Here is a 17,349-nt window from a genome sequence, read left to right as displayed (position 1 = left end):
CCATGGCCCTGCCCCGCCCCACCTCGCCCCACGCCCGCGGCTCCAACCGTACCCCGGCGATCATGCGCCTGGTGCTCGGCGCCTGCGTCCCCGGCCTGCTGACGCTGACCTGGCTGTACGGCCCGGGCACCCTGCTCAACCTGGCCTGGGCCAGCCTCGTCGCGCTGGCCTGCGAAGCCGCCATGCTGGCCCTGCGCAAACGTCCGCCGGGGGTGTTCCTCAAGGACGGCAGCGCGCTGGTCACCGCCCTGTTGCTGGCAGTCGCCCTGCCGCCCTACGCCCCCTGGTGGCTGACCCTGGTGGCGACCTTCTTCGCCCTGGTATTCGGCAAGCACCTGTACGGCGGCCTCGGACAGAACCCGTTCAACCCGGCGATGCTCGGCTACGTCGTGGCGCTGGTCTCGTTTCCCCTGGAAATGACCCGCTGGCCCTCGCCGGACAGCGCCCTCGGCCTGCCCGACAGCCTCCGCGAATTCCTCGGCCTCGCTACCCGGCCGGACGCCTGGGCCCACGCCACCGCCCTCGACGTGCTGAAGACCGACCGCAGCCTGACCGTCGATGAGCTGTTCGCCGGCAACCCGGCCTTCGGCCACCTCGGTAGCGCCGGCAGCGAGTGGGTCAACCTGGCGTTCCTCCTCGGCGGCCTGTTCCTGCTCTGGCGCCGGCTGTTCACCTGGCACGCGCCGCTGGGCATGCTCGCCGGCCTGTTCGCCATGAGCCTGCTGTTCTGGAATGGTTCCGGCTCCGATTCCCATGGCTCGCCACTGTTCCATCTGTTCAGCGGGGCGACCATGCTCGGCGCCTTCTTCATCGTCACCGACCCGGTGTCCGGCGCCACCAGCAATCGCGGGCGGCTGGTCTTCGGCCTCGGCGTCGGCGTCCTCACCTACGTCATCCGCACCTGGGGCGGCTATCCCGATGGCGTGGCGTTCGCCGTGCTGCTGATGAACCTGGCGGCGCCGACCATCGACTACTACACCCGGCCGCGCACCTACGGCCATCGCAAGGCCGAGCGCGGCTTCAAGGCAGGCGACTGATGGACGCCGCGACTCGCCGTTCGATGCTGCACAACGCCCTCCTGCTCGGGCTCTTCGCCCTGGTCGGGGTGGGCCTGGTGGCCCTGGTGCAGCAATTCACAGAAGCGCGCATCGCCGAAGCCCAGCGCGAGGCGCGCGGCCGCGCCCTGCTGGAACTGCTGCCGCCGGGCAGCTACGACAACCATCCGCTGGACAGCCAGGTGCCAACCTTCGCGCCGAAGCTGCTCGGCCTGGATGCGCCGCGTCCGGCCTATGTCGCCCGCCTGCACGGCCAGGCCAGCGCAGTCATCCTCCAGGCCAGCGCGCCGGATGGCTACAGCGGCGCCATCCAGCTACTGGTCGGGGTCACCGCCCAGGGCCGGCTGCTCGGCGTGCGGGTCGTCGCGCACAAGGAAACCCCCGGCCTCGGCGACCGCATCGAACTGGCCAAGAGTCCCTGGGTGCACGGTTTCGACGGCAAGAGCCTGGGCGACCCGGCGGACGCCGGCTGGGCGGTGAAGAAGGACGGCGGTACGTTCGACCAGTTCGCCGGCGCCACCGTCACCCCGCGCGCCGTGGTCCGCGCCGTGCACAAGGCGCTGCGCTACTTCGACGCCAACCGCGAACGCCTGCTCGCCCCCGAAGAGGCTGCCGGACATGAGTGAACAAGATTTCCGCGAGATCGCCCGCAACGGCCTGTGGCGCAACAACCCGGGCCTGGTCCAGTTGCTCGGCCTGTGCCCGCTGCTGGGCACCAGCAACTCGACGGTCAACGCCCTCGGCCTGGGCCTGGCCACCATGCTCGTGCTGGCCTGCTCCAATGCCGCGGTATCGTTGGTGCGCGGCGCGGTGAGCGAGGCGATCCGGCTGCCGGCGTTCGTCATGATCATCGCCGCGCTGACCACCTGCATCGAACTGCTGATGCAGGCCTGGACCTACGAGCTGTACCAGGTCCTCGGCATCTTCATCCCGCTGATCACCACCAACTGCGTGATCCTCGGTCGCGCCGAGGCCTTCGCGGCGAAGAACGGCGTGCTGCGCGCCAGCTTCGACGGACTGCTGATGGGCCTCGGCTTCGCCCTGGTCCTGCTGGTCCTCGGCGGCCTGCGCGAGCTGCTCGGCCAGGGTACCCTGCTGGCCGACATGCACTTGCTGTTCGGCCCGGCGGCGGCGGACTGGAAGATCCAGCCGTTCCCGCAGTACCAGGGCTTCCTGCTGGCGATCCTGCCGCCGGGCGCGTTCATCATGCTCGGCCTGCTGATCGCCCTGAAGAACCGTATCGATGAAAGCCTGGCGGAACGCGCCAAGGTGCAGGCGGGCGACGTACCCGCCACCCAGCGCCAGCGCGTCCGCGTCACCGGAGTGATTGAATGAATGCCGCCAAGCGCGCGGAGATCTTCCGCCGACTGCACGAAGACAACCCCGAGCCAAGGACCGAACTGGCCTACACCACCCCCTTCGAACTGCTCATCGCGGTGATCCTCTCCGCCCAGGCCACCGACGTCGGGGTGAACAAGGCCACCGCCCGCCTCTATCCGGTGGCCAACACCCCCGAGGCGATCCACGCCCTCGGCGTCGAGGGGCTGTCGGAGTACATCAAGACCATCGGCCTCTACAACAGCAAGGCGAAGAACGTCATCGAAACCTGCCGCATCCTCATCGAAAAGCACGGCGGCCAGGTCCCCGACAACCGCGAGGACCTCGAAGCCCTGCCCGGGGTTGGCCGCAAGACCGCCAACGTGGTGCTCAACACCGCCTTCCGGCAACTGGCCATGGCGGTGGACACGCATATCTTCCGCGTCGCCAACCGCACCGGCATAGCACCGGGAAAGAACGTTCTGGAAGTGGAGAAGAAACTGCTGAAGTTCGTGCCGCGCGAGTACCTGCTCGATGCCCACCACTGGCTGATCCTGCATGGCCGCTACGTCTGCAAGGCGCGCAAGCCGCAATGCGGAAGCTGCCGGATCGAGGACCTGTGCGAATACAAGCACAAGACTTCAGACGATTGATCAACTATTCGAAATCCTATCTTTACGATTGAAAAAATCTTTTTTACCAGCCACGGCTTTGTCGCTATAAGGTGCGCCATTACCACCCCATAAGTTGGAGTGAATGTCATGGCAAAAGCCAAAGAAGAACTCGAGATCGACGACGAAGCCGGCGTTGAAGAGGATGACGGCGAGGAAACCAGCGTCGAGGTGGCCAAGACCAACCTGACCAAGCGTCGCATCATCGACAACCTGCTGGAAGAACGCCGCCTGCAGCGCCAGTTGTCGGACTACGACTTCGACCTGTGAGAGCGCCGCCCACACCGCAAGCAAGCCCCGCAATTGGCGGGGCTTCGTTTTTCCGGGGGCCATGAAAAGCCCGCCGAAGCGGGCCTGAACACCGGTGCGATCGAGCCGAGACCGCCATGCCCAGCCGGCACGCGCCGGGCGGCGGCCACGGCAACCGCTATCCGACGGTCGCCGTCCCGGCCGTCCCGGATAACGCCGTCAGGGTCGCAGTTCGAACAGCGCCGGCAGCGGCGGCCACTCCGAAGGCACCTTGCGGAAGCGACTGAAGCCGGCGGCCTCGGCCATCTGCCGCGCGCGGTCCTCGCCCATGAAGGCGCCGAGGCCCTCGCCGCCGTGGGACAGCGAACAGGTCATGCAATACAGCGTGCTCTGCGGGTACATCACGCGACCGAACAGGTTCATGTTCTCGTGCAGTTCCTGCGACAGGTTGAGTTCCACCATCAGGTAGGTCCCATCGTCGGCGGTCGACTCGCGCAGGTCCTTCATCATCTGCTGCGGGTCGGTCGCGTCGTGGATGACCACGAAGGTCGTGACGAAGTCGAACTTCTTGCCCGCCAGCGCATCGGAATCGCTGACCTCGAAGCGCACCCGGTCGCCGACCCCCGCGGCCTCGGCGTTCGCCCGCGCGCGTTCGATGGACGGCGCGTGGAAGTCACAGCCATAGACCTGGGCTTCGGGGAACGCCTTGGCCATCATGATCGCGGCCAGCCCGCTGCCGCAGCCGAAATCGAGCACGCTGCCACCCGCCTGGAGCTTTTCCTTGACGCCATCCAGCGAAGGAATCCAGTGCTGCACGAGGAAGTGCTTGTACCAGGGCATGGTCATGCGCTCCATGCCTTCCCAGGTTTCCAGCGGGAAGGATTCCTCGGGGCAACCGCCGCCGCAGCGGAAGGCCTCGATGATCTTCGGCGCCATGCTCACGAAGGGCACGCTCAACTGGATGATCCCGCCGGCGAAATAAGGCGAGTCCTCGTCGGCGAGCACCGGGACGAACTCGGCCGGCAACCGATAGCTCCTGCTCTGCGGATCGTAGGCCAGGTAGTTGCCGGTGACCATGCTGCCCAGCCATTCGCGCAGGTAGCGGGTGGTGTAGCCGGTCTGCTGCGCCAGCTCTTCCAGGGTCACCCATTGGCCATGGGCGAGCGCCTTGAACAGCCCCAGGCGGTCGCCGATGTAGAGCATCGCGCCGCGCAGGGTATTGCCGTAGTCCTCCATGATCCGTGCTGAAAACTGCTTGACCTTCGCGGTTTCGATCTCGTTAGCCTTTGTCATTCTTGTTCTCCGTTGATATGCAGTACCGCCGCCTCTGGCGGCGGGTGATTCAGTGGTGGCTGGCGACCTTGTCCAGCACCTTGTCGACGATGGTCCCGGCCATGCCGAGATGGGTCCGCGGCTCGAACAGCCTGGCCAGGGTTTCCTTCGGCATGACGGCGCCCACCCGCGGATCCGACTCGAGCGCCTGGCGCATCGGAATCCGCTTGCGCTGGCAGGCCTGGGTGATCTCGAAGATGATTTCGTAAGCGCTGCTCTTGCCCAGTTGCTTGGCCATCTCGAAGACGAACGCCTCGGTACAGATCGCATCGCTGTATGCATTCGCCGTCCGCGCCATGGTCTCGTCGTGGACCGTGAGCCCGTCGATGGTGTCGGTCAGCAGCGACAGCGCCATCAGCGCATAGTGGGAAACGTCCGCCACCGCACACCATTCCAGGCGCGTGCCGCGGTAGTCCCGCTCGTGCTCGAGGATCATGGCGTCCAACGCGAGCAGGACCTGGGCCTTGGCCAGCCGGGCCAGCACCACGACCTGCTCGCAGCCTTCCGGATTGCGCTTGTGGGGCATGGTGCTGCTACCGATCTGCTGCTGCGTCCAGCCCACCTCCAGCTCGCCGATCTCCCAGCGGTTCAGGGTGCGGATCTCGTCGGCGATCCGCGCCAGGGACGCGGTGACCATGGCCAGGGTGCTGACGAACTCGGTAACCCGGTCGCGGGACACGTGCCAACCCGCCAGCGGCACGTCCAGCGACAGCCGCCGCGCGAAGCTTTCGAGCAGGAGCATGGCCTCGTCGCCGAAGGCGGCCATCGTGCCCACGCCGCCGAACAGTTGCACCACCAGGATCCGCTTGCGCGCCTCGCCCAGGCGTTCGCGGTGACGCAGCAACTCGTCGATCCAGCCGGCCACCTTCAGCCCGAAGGTGGTCGGCAACGCCGGGATCGAGTGGGTCCTGGCGACCATCAGCGCATTGCGGGTCCCGCTCGCCAGCACCGAGAGCCGGTCCAGGAGGATGTCCAGCGCCCGCTCCGTTTCATCCAGCACATCGCGCATTTCCAGGGACTGCGCGGTGTCCTGGATATCCTGCGTGGTCGCGCCGAAATGCACGTACTCGCGCGCGCTGGGGCTGCAGTTCCTTTGCAGCGCGCCCAGCAGGGGCATCAGCGAGTGCCCGGTGCTGGCCACGCCGTCGGCGATCTGCTGCAGGTCGACGGCCGAAAGCCTGGCGGCCTTCGCGATCTCCAGCGCGGCCTCGGGCGGAATGACGCCGACATCGGCCTGCGCCAGCGCCAGCGCCGCCTCCACGTCGAGCCAGCGTTGCAGGCGGCAGTGGCTACAGAAGATCCGTCGGCTCACCGGACCGGCGTAGCCTCCGCCATGGGTTTTAGAGTCAACGATGTGACTGTGTTCGTGCTTGCAGGACGACTCGGCCGGTGCGCCGCCGAAGCTCTGCGGATGCGCGGTGCACGAGGAACGGGCAAGCATTTCCAGCGATTCAGCATCCATCACCTATCCTCCATCACGTACTGGGACTGACCGGGATTTCCTTGGGAAGAGGCGGCGCCTTCGGGCCTGTCGCCCGACGCGCCGGTTCGTGGTTTGCCGGCGACCAGGTCGACCATCTCCGCGGCGAGGCCGACGTAGCCGACGGGGTCGAGCAGTTCTTCGAGCGCCTCGGCGCTGAAACAGCCGCGCAACCTTGGCTGCCCGAGCAGCGCCTCGCGGAACGGAACGCCCTGCCGCTGGGAGGCCTGGGTTATCTCATGGAGCAGTTCGTGGGCGGTCTGCTTGCCGAACTGCCCCGCCAGCGCGAGCATGACCCGCTCCGACAGGATCAGCCCACCCAGCAGGTCGAGGTTGGTGCGCATGCGTTCCTCGCGCACCTCGAGCCCCTCGGCCAGCACCGCCTCCATGCGGGTCAGCAAGGCGCCGGCGTAGACGAACAGCTCCGGCAACGCCGCCCACTCGATGCGCCAGGCGGTGCCGTCGCGCTCGTGCAACTGGAACGCGGCATCGGTGAGCGCCACCATCTGCGCCCGCACCAGCCGCGACAGCGCGCTGACCAGGTCGACCGACGACGGGTTCCGCTTGTGCGGCATGGTGCTGCTGCCCACCTGTCCCGGCCGGCTGCCCTCGCGTACCTCGTCGATTTCGCTGCGCTGCAGGTGGTAGATCTCGTTCGCCACCCGGCCCAGCGTCACCGACACCTGGACCAGCAACCCGGCAACCTCCAGCACCCGGTCCCGGGCGCTGTGCCAACTGGTCGACGGCGCGCCGAGGCCAAGCCTGGCCAGGGTTCGCCGCTGTAGCTCGAAGCCCTGGGCGCCGAACGACGCCAGGGTTCCCACGGCACCGGTCAGGTTGCCGACCAGGACGCGTTCGCGCGCTTCGTCGAAGCGCGCCAGGTGACGGTCGATTTCATCCACCCAGACGGCGACCTTGTAGCCGAAGGTGGTGGGCAGCGCCTGCTGCCCGTGGGTGCGTGCAACCATCGGCGTGTGCTGGTGGCGCAGGGCAAGCGCCAGCAGATGGCCACGGATCGAGTGCAGGAGCCCGAGCGCATGGCCCCAGGCTTCCTTGACCTGCAGCATCAGCCCGGTGTCGAGGATGTCCTGGGTGGTCACGCCATAGTGCACGTACTCCCCCCAGCTACCCTCGCACGACCTCGCCAGGGCGCGGATGGTAGGCACCAGCAGGTGCCCTGTCTCCAGGCTTTCGCGGCCCAGTTGGGTGAGGTCGAAGCGCTCCACCTGGGCGGCGCGGTCGATCTCCCGCGCCGCCTCGTGGGGGATGATGCCCATCTCGGCCTGGGTCGCCGCCAAGGCTCGCTCGACATCCAGCCACCTCCGCACCTGGTTGGTATCGGAAAAGATCGCGGCGAATGCCGGGGACGAGTAGGCGCCCCCGTGTATACGGGATTCCGTAATGTGACTTGGCATTTTCGAGTGCTCGCTTTGTCCCGGTGGAAGTCACTTGACGCTCTGCATCTCTTCCCAGATCGCGTCGTAATAGGCCCTTTCCACACGGAAGTGCTGCGATAGCGAGGTCAGGAACGCATTCTGGAACTGCACGTCCGGAATCCGCCGCGCGATGAGTTGCCATTCGCGCTTGGCCCGCGGCGGTACGAGGCTGATGTGGACCTTGTAGTACTCCGCCTGGTCCTCGCTCAGGCCGGCCTGGAGCAGGGCCCGATAGAGCTTTTCGTGGTTCCCCGGCACGACCAGTTCGGTGATGTAGAACACCGCCAGCCCCCAACCGACCTCGGCATGCCGGAAGGCACGGGCGCGATTGTTCAGGTAGGCGATTTCCTCGGGCATCGTCGAGACGGCCTGGAAGTCCGCCTCCAGGCCGATGGCTTCGAGCAGCTTGGCCAGCAGGCGCGGATGCGAACCCTTTTCGTCTTCCTCGCCCAACTCGCCATAGAGGTAGCGCGCGAGCGCCGCGGCCTCGTCCACATCGGTCAGGTTGACCAACAGATCGGCCGCATCGCGGTACAGGCGGAAGGTGCGGAACCACTGGTGACGGAGGAACACCTGGAGCTGCGCGCGGGAGGCCGAGCCGGAGAACACGTACTGCGACATCGGGTGCCGCTCGCGGGACTGCGCGGCGATTTCCTGTTCGAGACGCTTCTGGAAATCCTCCTCGGACAGCGCCCTGGAAAGATCGGCGGCGGGCATGAAACGCTCTTCGACGCGATAGATCGCCCGGGCCAGCCAGCGCCGGGTCTGGGCGGTCGCCACGTCGTCGCTCAACGAAAGGACGTAGAGCAACTGCTGGTACGCGGCATAGGCCTGGCGGTCGCCCTTGAGCCCTGCCTCGGCCAGCGCGGCCAGCTTGCTCGCGGCGCTATCGATCTGGCGGGAAGTAGCGTGGACGGCCAGCGCATCGGCAACGATGCGTGCTTCTTCGATGGGCAGGTTCTGCAACTGCGGCAGGGAAAAATTGCGGGTATTCATCCTGTACTCCTTGTTCTTGTTCTGGATAGGCATCAGGCCATGGCCAGGGAATTCGCCTGCATCTGCTCCCAGAGCAGGTCGAAGTAGGCCCGGTTGATTTCGAAGTGGCGCGCCAGCGACTGCATGAACTTGCGCTGGAAGTCTTCGCTCGGCGCGAACTTGGCGATCAGCGCCCACATCTCCTCGGTATCGATCTCGTCCTGGGTGCCGTGCAGGCGATGGAACTCGCTGGGTTGCTCGGGCACGCCCAGGCGCTGCAGGAGTTCGTAGATGCGCCGGTGGTTGACGCAGCTCACCGACTCGACCGCGTACAGGAGCGCAAGGCCCCAGGCGACATCGGTGTGCCGCACGCAACGGATACGGTTGTTGAGGTAGGCCTTCTCCAGCGGATGCAGCGCCGGGAAATCGATGCGCAGCGGTATGTCGAAGTAGGTCATCAGGTGGGACAGCAACGCGGGGTGCGAGCGCTCCGGCGTCTCCGCCCCGGCCTCGCCGTAGAGGTTGCGGTAGAACACCGAGGCGTCCTCGATGTTTTCGAAGCGGAAGGCCAGCTCCGCCAGGAGGCTGTAGAAGTTGTAGGAACGGACCCAATGGTGTTCCAGGAAGAAGCGCACGTCCTCGACCGGCGGCGTGCCCTGGAACAGGTGGACCGACATGGGATGGCGCACCCGGCTGCGCGCCTCGATCTCGGCGTCGACCTTCTTGCGGAACTCCTCCACCGGGACGGCGCTGAAACCGGCCGGCTCGGGAGCGAAACGATCCTCGACCAGGTAGACCTGGCTCGCCATCCAGCGGCGGGTCGGCTCCGTATGCGGATCGCTGCCTACGTGCAGTTCCAGGAGCAACGCCTGGTACTGCGCGTAAGCCGAAGCATCGCCGCCCAGGCCTTTGGCCGTGACCGCGAGAATCGCCTCGAGCGCGAGCGTGATCTGGTCCAGGGAGGCACCGGGTTTCAAGGCTTCAGCCAGGAGAGCCGATGCATTTCGGGCAGGTTCCGACATTGTCCGCTGGGAACGGATATTCATATCGGAGGAAGAACTGCAGCATTGCTGTAACGGATTTGAAGTCATTTGGATCACCCTTGTTTTTGTTGTTGTGCGGGGCGACCGTAAAGCTTGCCACGGTGGCAAGGTCAAGCAATGCAGCGGCCTTCTCGGCGGACAACGGAGTTCGCCGAAAGGTGCTCTTCGATAACACTGGATGCGCTGCGAAAAACCCCGAGCTAAAGGCCTGCGAATCCATCGGAGAATAACTTTTAGGGTTTCCTGTCAGCGCCTCTTTCCGTTCACATAACTGTCACCTCGCGGCCGCCTGAAATATTGATTTACAAATTCCAAAGCGTTCTTTCCACAATAGCCAAGCACCATTGATGGCATATGGCGCGCAGACTTCAATGAAAATCATTTTCCTATTGCCGGCACTGGGCGAAACGCTACTATCCGACCCTACGCCTGCGTCATGCCCATGCACTCAACGGCCCTCCGGATAACCGGCCTCGCTCAACGCCTCGAGGAATGCGTGCTTGTCCAGAGTGCTCTCGACCCTGGCCTCGCGCCGAGGGGGATCGGTCTCTACGCGCGCCTGGGGATCGACGCCGTGCAGGATACGGGTGACAGTCTTGGCACAACCGCCGCAGGTCATGTTCGGAATATGGAAAGAAAACATCGCAACCTCCTGGTTTGTTGACTCCTGCGAACCATGAGTCCTGCCATCGTGACAAGGTCAACTCATAAATCTCTCAGGTAAACCAAACTTTCAAAAATTCATATGAATAGTTCCAGAGGTTATTCCGCAAACTTCAAACAACGGGCAAAGCCAAGTTCGAACATATAGAACAACTCCGCCAGACAACCGAGATACCGCGTCAGCCAGCTCCACTCACCATTGAAGAACCTCTCGACGATATTCTCCGTGCGGCGCGAGCGCAGAGGCACAGGAGTGACTTCGTTCAATAAGAAACGGCGGGCAGCCGGAACGTACCTGAAGAACAGTGAGAAAGTAATGCTTCCCCACTCTTCTGAACATTGAAGTCCCGAGCAGATACTTTCCATCTGCCCTCTTCACTCATCCATCTGAATGAACTACCGAAAAGAGTTCGGAACCGACTTATCGATAAGGCGGATAGGGACGAGTGATCCGCACCAGGCAATCCGTACTCCCGGGGTTCGCCAAATAACCGGAGGACGCGCCGCACGGCCCTCGACCCAGGCAGTCGAGCGAAGGCCGGCGGCCGGAAGCCGCCGGCGGCTGATCAGGAGCGACTGTCGCGCTGCCGTGCCACGCCTGGAGAGGTATCGTCGGTAGCCACGCCACAGCGCCGCGCCCCCGCGCAGGCCTCCCAGCCACCCCCCAGCGCCTTGTAGATACCCACGACGGCAAGGCGCTGCTCGGTGCGCGCGATGCTCAATGCGCGCCGGCTGAGGTAGTCCGAGCGTTCCGCCTCGAGCACGTCCAGGTACTCGCCGTCCCCCTGGACGAAGCGTTCCCGGGCCAGGCGCGCCGCCTCGCGATTGGCCGTCGCCTCGAGCAGGCGCAGGCGGAGCCTGTCAGCGGCAGCGCCATAGCCGTTGAAGGCATCATCGGTCTCCTGCAGGGCGCGCAGCACCGTCCGGTCGTAGAGGATCAATGCCTCCTGCGCACGGGCCTCGCTGGCGGCGATCCGCGCCCGCACGCGACCGCGGTCGAGTAACGCCCAGCGAATCACCGGGTTCAGGACGTTGAAGGACGTACCACTCTCGTCCAAAGCATCGAGATTGCCGGCGACCAGGCCAATCGAGCCGCGTACCTCGACCTGCGGATACAGCCCCGCGGTCTCGACGCCGATACGTGCGGTCGCGGCCGCCAGGTTGCGTTCGGCCGCGGCGATGTCGGCGCGACGCGCCAGCAGTCCCGCCGGGTCGCCGACCCCGAGGGTGCGGAGCGTCAGCCTTTCCCCGGAGGCACGGGCGACCGGCGGGCTGAAGGCCTGCGGGGCTTCCGCGAGGAGAACGGCCAGCGCATTGCGGGTGGCGGCGCGGCGCCGTTCGAGGTCAGGCACGGCCGCCTCGACGTTGTGCAATAACGCTTCGGCGCGCAACCGGTCGAACTCGTGGGCGGAGCCGGCGCTGACCAGGCGTTCGACCATCTCCAGGCTGTCGCGCTGGTTGCCGGCGATGTCATGGACCACCGCAAGTTCGGCCTCGATGCCCTGTAGCTGGAACCAGGTCATGGCAACCGTAGCCGCGACGCTCGCCTGCACGTTGCGCAGCAGGGCCTCGCGCGAGCCCGCCTGCGCCTCGGCGGCCTCCACCGAGCGCCGCACCCGGCCGAACAGGTCGATTTCCCAGGAAGCATCCAGCGCGCCGCGATAGGTCTCGATGTCGCGCTGCTGGCCGGCCGGTGTTTCCACCTCGCCGCGCCGCCGGGCCTGGTAATCGAACGCCGGCCCGCCGCGCGGCAGGAACTCTTCGCGGTTCTCGCGCAGCAGCGCCTTCGCTTCGTCCAGGCGCGCGCCGGCAAGGGCGATGTCGAGGTTCGCCGCGAGCGCCCGCTGGATCAGAGACTCCAGGGCTGGCTCGTCGAACCCGCGCCACCACTCGATCTCCACGCCACCGCCATCGATACCCGCCGGCATCGCGCCGAAGCTGGCCGGTGCGGACGCGCTCGGCGGCGCATAGTCGGGCCCCACCGCGGCACAGCCGCCCAGCAGGATCAGCGCGCTCAACGAAGACCGCAGGTATGGCTTCATGGACGGCCTCCCTCCAGATGCGCCAGGCTGCCGCCGGCGCGTCGCTCCAGGTGCGCCGCCAGTGCCCGTACCAGTACGTAGAACACCGGCGTGAGGAACAGGCCGAACAGCGTCACCCCGAGCATCCCGGCGAATACCGCGACGCCCATCGCCTGGCGCATTTCCGCTCCGGCGCCGCTGGCCATGACCAACGGCACCACGCCGGCGATGAACGCCAGCGAGGTCATCAGGATCGGCCGCAGGCGCAGGCGGCAAGCCTCGACCACCGCCTCCAGCGCACGGGCGCCCTCGGCCTCCAGCGTGCGGGCGAACTCGACGATCAGGATCGCGTTCTTCGCCGCCAGGCCTACCAGCACCACCAGCCCGATCTGGACGAACACGTTGTTGTCGCCGCCCCCCAGCCACACCCCGGCGATCGCGCTGAGCAGGCACATCGGCACGATCAGCAGGACCGCCAGCGGCAACAGCCAGCTGTTGTACTGCGCGGCGAGGATCAGGTAGGCCAGCAGCACGCACAGCGGGAAGATGAACAGCGCGCTGTTGCCGGCCAGCTTCTGCTGGTAGGTCAGGTCGGTCCATTCGAAGGTCATGCCCTCGGGCAGCACTTCGCCGGCCAGGCGCTCCATCAACGCCACCGCCTGTCCCGAACTGACGCCGGGAAGCGCGCCGCCGCTGATATCCGCCGACGGATAGCCGTTGTAGTGGATCACCCGGTCGGGACCGGAGCTGGGCGTCACGGTGACGAACGAGGACAGCGGCAACATCGCCCCGGCGGCATTGCGTACCTGCAGGCGCCCGATGGCTTCGGCCTGCATGCGGTGCGGCGCATCGGCCTGGGCAGTGACCTTGTAGGTGCGACCGAAGCGGTTGAAGTCGTTGATGTACAGCGAGCCGAGGTAGACCTGCAATGCCTCGAACACATCGGCCAGGCGAACGCCCTGGCTCTTCACCTTGGTGCGGTCGACCACCACCTCGAGCTGCGGGGCATTGATATCGAAGCTGGTCATCAAGCCCCCGAGCTGGCCGGACTCAGTGGCCTTCATCATCAGCACCTGGGTCTGCCTGGCCAGGGCTTCCAGCCCGGCGCCGCCGCGATCCTCGACCTGCATCTTGAAGCCGCCGATGGTTCCCAGCCCCGGTACCGGCGGCGGCGGGAAGACCCCGAGGAAGCCGTCGGGAATGCTGGCGAACCTGGCTTGCAGGCGCCCGGCGATGGCCAGCGCGCCGAGATCGGCGGAGGTGCGCGATTCGAACGGATCGAGCATGAAGAACATGACCGCGGCGTTCGGCACGTTGACGAAACCGTTCACCGACAGGCCCGGAAAGGCCACGACGCTCTCCACCCCCGGCTCGTCGAGGCCGATCCGGGACATCTGCCTGACCACCGCATCGGTACGCTCCAGCGACGCTCCGTTCGGCAACTGGGCGATGCCGACCAGATAGTACTTGTCCTGCATCGGCACGAAGCCCGGCGGCACCGCCTGGAAACCGACCCAGGTCAGGCCAAGCAGGCCCCCATACACCACCAGGGCCAGGCCGCTCACCCGCACCACCTTGCGCACCGCGTTGCCGTAGGCCTCGGGGGCATTTCGCAACGGTCGGCCGAGGACCTGGAGCAGTCGCTGGAAGCGCCCCGCCACCGCACCTCCGGCCGGCCGCGGACGCAACAGCAGGCCCGCCAGGGCCGGGCTGAGGGTCAGCGAGTTGAGCGCCGACAGGATGGTGGAGATGGCGATGGTCAGGGCGAACTGACGATAGAACTCGCCCTGCAGGCCACTGAGAAAGGCCGTGGGGATGAACACCGCCGCCAGCACCGAGGTGATCGCCATGATCGGCCCGGTGACCTCGTCCATCGCACGCCGCGCGGCCTGGAGCGGCGGCTCGCCGTTCTCGATGTGGCGCTCGACGTTTTCCACCACCACGATGGCGTCATCGACGACGATGCCGATCGACAACACCAGGCCGAACAACGACAGGGTATTCAGCGAGAAACCCATCAGGTGCATGACGGCGAAGGTGCCGACCAGCGAGACCGGCACGGCCATCAGCGGAATCAGCGAAGCACGCCAGCTACGCAGGAACAGCACCACCACCACCACGACCAGCAGGATCGCCTCCAGCAGGGTGGTGGCCACGGTCTGCAACGAAGCGCGGACGAACACCGTCGGGTCGTAGGCGATGCGCGCGCTCAGGCCGGCCGGGAAGTTGCCTTCGAGCCTCGCCACGGTGGCACGCACCGCTTCGGCGGTATCCAGCGCGTTGGCTCCGGGGCTCTGGATGATCTGCAAGGCCACCGCCGGCTCGCCGTCCAGCAGGCTGCGCAGCGCATAGGCATCGCCGCCCATCTCGATCCGCGCGACGTCGCGCAGGCGCGTCACCTGGCCGTCGGCGCCGGTGCGGACGATGATGTCGCCGAACTGCTCTTCGTCGCTCAGCCGCCCGAGGGTATTCACCGTGACCTGGAAGGCCGCGGTGGAGTCCGGCGCCTGGCCGACGGCGCCGGCCGCCACCTGGACGTTCTGTTCGCGTACCGCGGCGATCACCTCGCCCGCCGTCAGCCCGCGCGCGGCGATCAGGTCGGGGTCGAGCCACAGGCGCATGCTGTACTCGCCGGCGCCCCACACCACCACATCGCTGATCCCCGGCAGGCGCAGCAGTTCGTCACGCACCTGGAGGTAGGCGTAGTTCGAGATGTACAGCGGGTCGTAGCGTTGCTCCGGCGACAGCAGGTGCACCACCATGAGGATGTCCGGCGAGGTCTTCTGGGTGACCACGCCCTGCCGCTGCACCTCGTCGGGCAGGCGCGAGAGCACCCGCGAGACCCGGTTCTGCACCTGGATCTGGGCCATGTCGGGATCGATGTGCTGGTCGAAGGTGATGGTCAGGATCATTCGCCCGTCGGTGGCCGACTGCGAGGACATGTACAGCATCCCCTCGACCCCGGTGATCGCCTGCTCCAGCGGTGTCGCCACCGTCTGCGCGATCACGTCGGGGTTGGCGCCGGGATAGGCGGTGGTCACTTGCACGGTCGGCGGCGTCACCGCCGGGTATTCGCTCAGCGGCAACTGGAAGAACGAAACGATGCCTCCGATCATCATCAGCACCGAAAGAACGATGGCGAAGATCGGCCTATCGATGAAGAAGCGTGGGAATGTCATTGTGCGGCCCCCACGGTCTTCGACAGGTCGACGGGCGTGCCATCGATTTCCGCAAGGAGCGGCGTGATCTGCATGTCCGGCCGGACCAGGCCCTTGACGACGATGCGCTCGCCCGGCTGCAGGCCCTGGCGGACGACCCGCAGGCCGTCGACCATCGGGCCGAGTTCCACCGGCCGGTACTGGGTCTTGTTGCCTTCGTCGACGACCAGCACATAGCGCCGGCCCTGGTCGGTGCCGATGGAATGGTCGGCGACCAGCACCTGCGCGCGAGGCTTGCCGGTCTCCAGCCTGACCTTGGCGAACAGCCCCGGCGTCAGTTGCCCGTCCGGGTTGTCGACCACCGCCCGAACCCGGACCGTGCCGGTCCCGCGGTCGGCGGCATTGGCGAGGAAATCGAGGCGACTGCTTCGTCCATAGGACTCGTCGGTGAGCAACGCCACCTTGACCCTGGGGGCCTGCTCACCCTCCCTGCCGCGGGTCGGCGCCAGGGCCTGCAGGTAGGTGCGCTCGTCGACATCGAAGTACACATACAGCGGATCGACCGAAACGATGCTGGTCAGCGCGGTGACGCCATTGGTGACGTAGTTGCCCTCGGTGACCTGAATATGCCCGACACGCCCGCCGATCGGTGCCGTCACCCGCGTGAAGCCGAGATCCAGTTGCGCCGCGTCGAGGGCGGCCCTGGCCGCATCGACCTGGGCCTTGCTGGCATTGCGCGAGGCGATGGCGCTGTCGAGCCGCTCCCGGGCGACGACCTTCCGCGCATACAGCAGCTCGGCTCGCTCGTGTTCGGTGCGCGCCAGCAACGCCGCGGCCTCGGCCTCGCGCAGGCGCGCCCTGGCGGCATCCTGCGCCGCCTTGAACACGCGCGGGTCGATGAGGAACAGTTGCTGGCCCTTCTCTACCAGGCGGCCTTCCGGCACCGTAACGTCCTGGATGTAGCCGGCGACGCGCGGCCGTAGTTCTACCTGCTCGACAGCGGTCAGCGAGCCGGTGAACTCGGCGTAGGGTGTCACCGGGCGAACCACCACCTCGGCGACGGGAACGCTTGGCGGGGCGCTCGCCGCTCCCGGCGGCGCCGATTCCCCGCAGCCAGCGATAAGGGCCGCGACACCTAGCGTCGCGGTGATGCGGATGAAGTGTCTGAGATTCATTGTTGTGCCTTCCTGGTCTGAGCCTGCGTGGCCTGGCTGGACGAAACCGCTTCCGTGGCCGGTTATCGACCTTGACACCTTGGCAAGGTCAACCCCCCTTTTTTCCGACCTCATGGCGAAGGCGCAGCGAGCTTTCGGCCGGTCACCGGGGGCGGGACGCCTGGCACGCTCGGAGACGCAGCGGGCAGCTCGGGAAGGTGGCGGAGGCAGGCCGACCGGCTATCGACGGCCGGCCCAGGGAAGAGGCGAAACGCCCCGTAGGAAGGGAAGTCCGGCAAAGGGCCGGTCGCCGGGACGGGGACAATCCCGATCTCGCAGCCGGTTGCCGGCCACATGGTAAAATCCGCCTTTGACCGTGAAGCTCGAGGCAATGAAAATGCGCATTCTCCATACCATGATCCGGGTCGGAAACATCGATCGCTCGATCGATTTCTATACCCGGGTGCTAGGCATGACCCTGCTCAGGAAGAACGACTATCCCGACGGCCAGTTCACCCTGGCCTTCGTCGGCTATGGCAACGAGGCGGATTCCGCCGTGATCGAGCTTACCCACAACTGGGGCGTGGATGCCTACGAGATCGGCACCGGCTACGGCCATATCGCCATCGAGGTCGACGACGCCTACCAGGCCTGCGACGACATCCGCAACAACGGCGGCCAGGTCACCCGCGAAGCCGGGCCGATGAAGCACGGTACCACCGTGATCGCCTTCGTGACCGACCCGGACGGCTACAAGATCGAACTGATCCAGAAGTCTTCCTGAACGGCCCCGGC

General features: G+C 66.3%; 17 protein-coding genes. 6 read left to right on the top strand and 11 right to left on the bottom strand.

Annotated features, from left to right (window positions below; translation table 11 throughout):
- Positions 1-2: 2 nt before the first annotated feature.
- The 5 genes from HMPREF2716_RS27220 to HMPREF2716_RS27200 all read left to right on the top strand — a co-directional run bounded on the left by HMPREF2716_RS27220 (position 3) and on the right by HMPREF2716_RS27200 (position 3,313).
- Positions 3-1,037: an RnfABCDGE type electron transport complex subunit D gene (locus tag HMPREF2716_RS27220; RefSeq protein WP_003117527.1), complete on the top strand. Its 1,035-nt coding sequence runs from the start codon at positions 3-5 to the stop codon at positions 1,035-1,037.
- Complete coding sequence (gene rsxG, locus HMPREF2716_RS27215) at positions 1,037-1,681, top strand: electron transport complex subunit RsxG (protein ID WP_019726580.1); 645 nt, start codon at positions 1,037-1,039, stop codon at positions 1,679-1,681. The genes HMPREF2716_RS27220 and rsxG overlap by 1 nt, the downstream gene beginning before the upstream one ends.
- On the top strand, positions 1,674-2,390 hold the full coding sequence (locus HMPREF2716_RS27210) for an electron transport complex subunit E (RefSeq protein ID WP_003092049.1): 717 nt from the start codon (positions 1,674-1,676) through the stop codon (positions 2,388-2,390). Before rsxG ends, HMPREF2716_RS27210 begins: the two co-directional genes overlap by 8 nt.
- The gene (gene nth / locus HMPREF2716_RS27205; RefSeq protein WP_003092050.1) at positions 2,387-3,025 is read left to right on the top strand and encodes an endonuclease III; all 639 of its coding nucleotides are present in this window, start codon (positions 2,387-2,389) and stop codon (positions 3,023-3,025) included. The genes HMPREF2716_RS27210 and nth overlap by 4 nt, the downstream gene beginning before the upstream one ends.
- A 108-nt stretch (positions 3,026-3,133) precedes the next feature.
- Complete coding sequence (locus tag HMPREF2716_RS27200; protein WP_003092052.1) at positions 3,134-3,313, top strand: PA3496 family putative envelope integrity protein; 180 nt, start codon at positions 3,134-3,136, stop codon at positions 3,311-3,313.
- A gap of 198 nt (positions 3,314-3,511) precedes the next feature.
- Here the strand turns inward: HMPREF2716_RS27200 and HMPREF2716_RS27195 are convergent, their stop codons facing one another.
- The 11 genes from HMPREF2716_RS27195 to mexP form a co-directional block, all read right to left on the bottom strand.
- A complete protein-coding gene (locus tag HMPREF2716_RS27195; protein WP_003092054.1) occupies positions 3,512-4,585 on the bottom strand; it encodes a class I SAM-dependent methyltransferase in 1,074 nt (357 codons plus the stop codon).
- Positions 4,586-4,634: 49 nt separating this feature from the next.
- Positions 4,635-6,086 (bottom strand): class-II fumarase/aspartase family protein, encoded by a 1,452-nt coding sequence (locus HMPREF2716_RS27190; protein WP_003092055.1) that lies wholly within the window; start codon positions 6,084-6,086, stop codon positions 4,635-4,637.
- On the bottom strand, positions 6,086-7,519 hold the full coding sequence (purB, locus tag HMPREF2716_RS27185; RefSeq protein ID WP_023092603.1) for an adenylosuccinate lyase: 1,434 nt from the start codon (positions 7,517-7,519) through the stop codon (positions 6,086-6,088). Before purB ends, HMPREF2716_RS27190 begins: the two co-directional genes overlap by 1 nt.
- A 30-nt stretch (positions 7,520-7,549) precedes the next feature.
- Positions 7,550-8,536: an HOASN domain-containing protein gene (locus HMPREF2716_RS27180; RefSeq protein ID WP_003112894.1), complete on the bottom strand. Its 987-nt coding sequence runs from the start codon at positions 8,534-8,536 to the stop codon at positions 7,550-7,552.
- A 32-nt stretch (positions 8,537-8,568) separates the two neighbouring features.
- Entirely contained in the window at positions 8,569-9,606 is a 1,038-nt protein-coding gene (locus tag HMPREF2716_RS27175; protein ID WP_003119554.1) for an HOASN domain-containing protein, read from the bottom strand.
- Entirely contained in the window at positions 9,497-9,778 is a 282-nt protein-coding gene (locus tag HMPREF2716_RS29645; protein ID WP_161789441.1) for a hypothetical protein, read from the bottom strand. The genes HMPREF2716_RS27175 and HMPREF2716_RS29645 overlap by 110 nt, the downstream gene beginning before the upstream one ends.
- A 228-nt stretch (positions 9,779-10,006) precedes the next feature.
- A complete protein-coding gene (locus HMPREF2716_RS27170) occupies positions 10,007-10,201 on the bottom strand; it encodes a heavy-metal-associated domain-containing protein (RefSeq protein WP_003092060.1) in 195 nt (64 codons plus the stop codon).
- A gap of 119 nt (positions 10,202-10,320) precedes the next feature.
- Positions 10,321-10,587, bottom strand: coding sequence for a hypothetical protein (locus HMPREF2716_RS29550; protein ID WP_128665778.1), 267 nt, complete (start codon positions 10,585-10,587; stop codon positions 10,321-10,323).
- 200 nt (positions 10,588-10,787) lie between these two features.
- Complete coding sequence (opmE, locus tag HMPREF2716_RS27165) at positions 10,788-12,263, bottom strand: multidrug efflux transporter outer membrane subunit OpmE (RefSeq protein WP_003162728.1); 1,476 nt, start codon at positions 12,261-12,263, stop codon at positions 10,788-10,790.
- The gene (mexQ, locus tag HMPREF2716_RS27160) at positions 12,260-15,421 is read right to left on the bottom strand and encodes a multidrug efflux RND transporter permease subunit MexQ (RefSeq protein WP_070622070.1); all 3,162 of its coding nucleotides are present in this window, start codon (positions 15,419-15,421) and stop codon (positions 12,260-12,262) included. The genes opmE and mexQ overlap by 4 nt, the downstream gene beginning before the upstream one ends.
- Positions 15,418-16,575 carry a multidrug efflux RND transporter periplasmic adaptor subunit MexP gene (mexP, locus tag HMPREF2716_RS27155; protein WP_003124272.1) on the bottom strand — a complete coding sequence of 386 codons (1,158 nt, stop codon included), beginning with the start codon at positions 16,573-16,575 and terminating at the stop codon, positions 15,418-15,420. Before mexP ends, mexQ begins: the two co-directional genes overlap by 4 nt.
- 376 nt (positions 16,576-16,951) lie before the next feature.
- On the opposite strand from mexP, the gene gloA reads away from it, so the two are divergent.
- On the top strand, positions 16,952-17,338 hold the full coding sequence (gene gloA / locus HMPREF2716_RS27150; RefSeq protein WP_003110007.1) for a lactoylglutathione lyase: 387 nt from the start codon (positions 16,952-16,954) through the stop codon (positions 17,336-17,338).
- Positions 17,339-17,349 lie beyond the last annotated feature (11 nt).

The sequence above is a fragment of the Pseudomonas sp. HMSC076A11 genome (assembly GCF_001810205.1).
Taxonomy (GTDB): Bacteria; Pseudomonadota; Gammaproteobacteria; order Pseudomonadales; family Pseudomonadaceae; genus Pseudomonas; species Pseudomonas aeruginosa.
Note: the sequence above shows the minus strand (reverse complement) of the source record. Positions and strands in the feature narration are given on the sequence as shown.

Bases quoted from the DNA above. Each gene is read 5' to 3' on its own strand.
- HMPREF2716_RS27220 (WP_003117527.1), top strand. From the start codon at position 3: ATGGCCCTGCCCCGCCCCACCTCGCCCCACGCCCGCGGCTCCAACCGT.
- rsxG (WP_019726580.1), top strand. From the start codon at position 1,037: ATGGACGCCGCGACTCGCCGTTCGATGCTGCACAACGCCCTCCTGCTC.
- HMPREF2716_RS27210 (WP_003092049.1), top strand. From the start codon at position 1,674: ATGAGTGAACAAGATTTCCGCGAGATCGCCCGCAACGGCCTGTGGCGC.
- nth (WP_003092050.1), top strand. From the start codon at position 2,387: ATGAATGCCGCCAAGCGCGCGGAGATCTTCCGCCGACTGCACGAAGAC.
- HMPREF2716_RS27200 (WP_003092052.1), top strand. From the start codon at position 3,134: ATGGCAAAAGCCAAAGAAGAACTCGAGATCGACGACGAAGCCGGCGTT.
- HMPREF2716_RS27195 (WP_003092054.1), bottom strand. From the start codon at position 4,585: ATGACAAAGGCTAACGAGATCGAAACCGCGAAGGTCAAGCAGTTTTCA.
- HMPREF2716_RS27190 (WP_003092055.1), bottom strand. From the start codon at position 6,086: ATGGATGCTGAATCGCTGGAAATGCTTGCCCGTTCCTCGTGCACCGCG.
- purB (WP_023092603.1), bottom strand. From the start codon at position 7,519: ATGCCAAGTCACATTACGGAATCCCGTATACACGGGGGCGCCTACTCG.
- HMPREF2716_RS27180 (WP_003112894.1), bottom strand. From the start codon at position 8,536: ATGAATACCCGCAATTTTTCCCTGCCGCAGTTGCAGAACCTGCCCATC.
- HMPREF2716_RS27175 (WP_003119554.1), bottom strand. From the start codon at position 9,606: ATGACTTCAAATCCGTTACAGCAATGCTGCAGTTCTTCCTCCGATATG.
- HMPREF2716_RS29645 (WP_161789441.1), bottom strand. From the start codon at position 9,778: ATGGATTCGCAGGCCTTTAGCTCGGGGTTTTTCGCAGCGCATCCAGTG.
- HMPREF2716_RS27170 (WP_003092060.1), bottom strand. From the start codon at position 10,201: ATGTTTTCTTTCCATATTCCGAACATGACCTGCGGCGGTTGTGCCAAG.
- HMPREF2716_RS29550 (WP_128665778.1), bottom strand. From the start codon at position 10,587: ATGGAAAGTATCTGCTCGGGACTTCAATGTTCAGAAGAGTGGGGAAGC.
- opmE (WP_003162728.1), bottom strand. From the start codon at position 12,263: ATGAAGCCATACCTGCGGTCTTCGTTGAGCGCGCTGATCCTGCTGGGC.
- mexQ (WP_070622070.1), bottom strand. From the start codon at position 15,421: ATGACATTCCCACGCTTCTTCATCGATAGGCCGATCTTCGCCATCGTT.
- mexP (WP_003124272.1), bottom strand. From the start codon at position 16,575: ATGAATCTCAGACACTTCATCCGCATCACCGCGACGCTAGGTGTCGCG.
- gloA (WP_003110007.1), top strand. From the start codon at position 16,952: ATGCGCATTCTCCATACCATGATCCGGGTCGGAAACATCGATCGCTCG.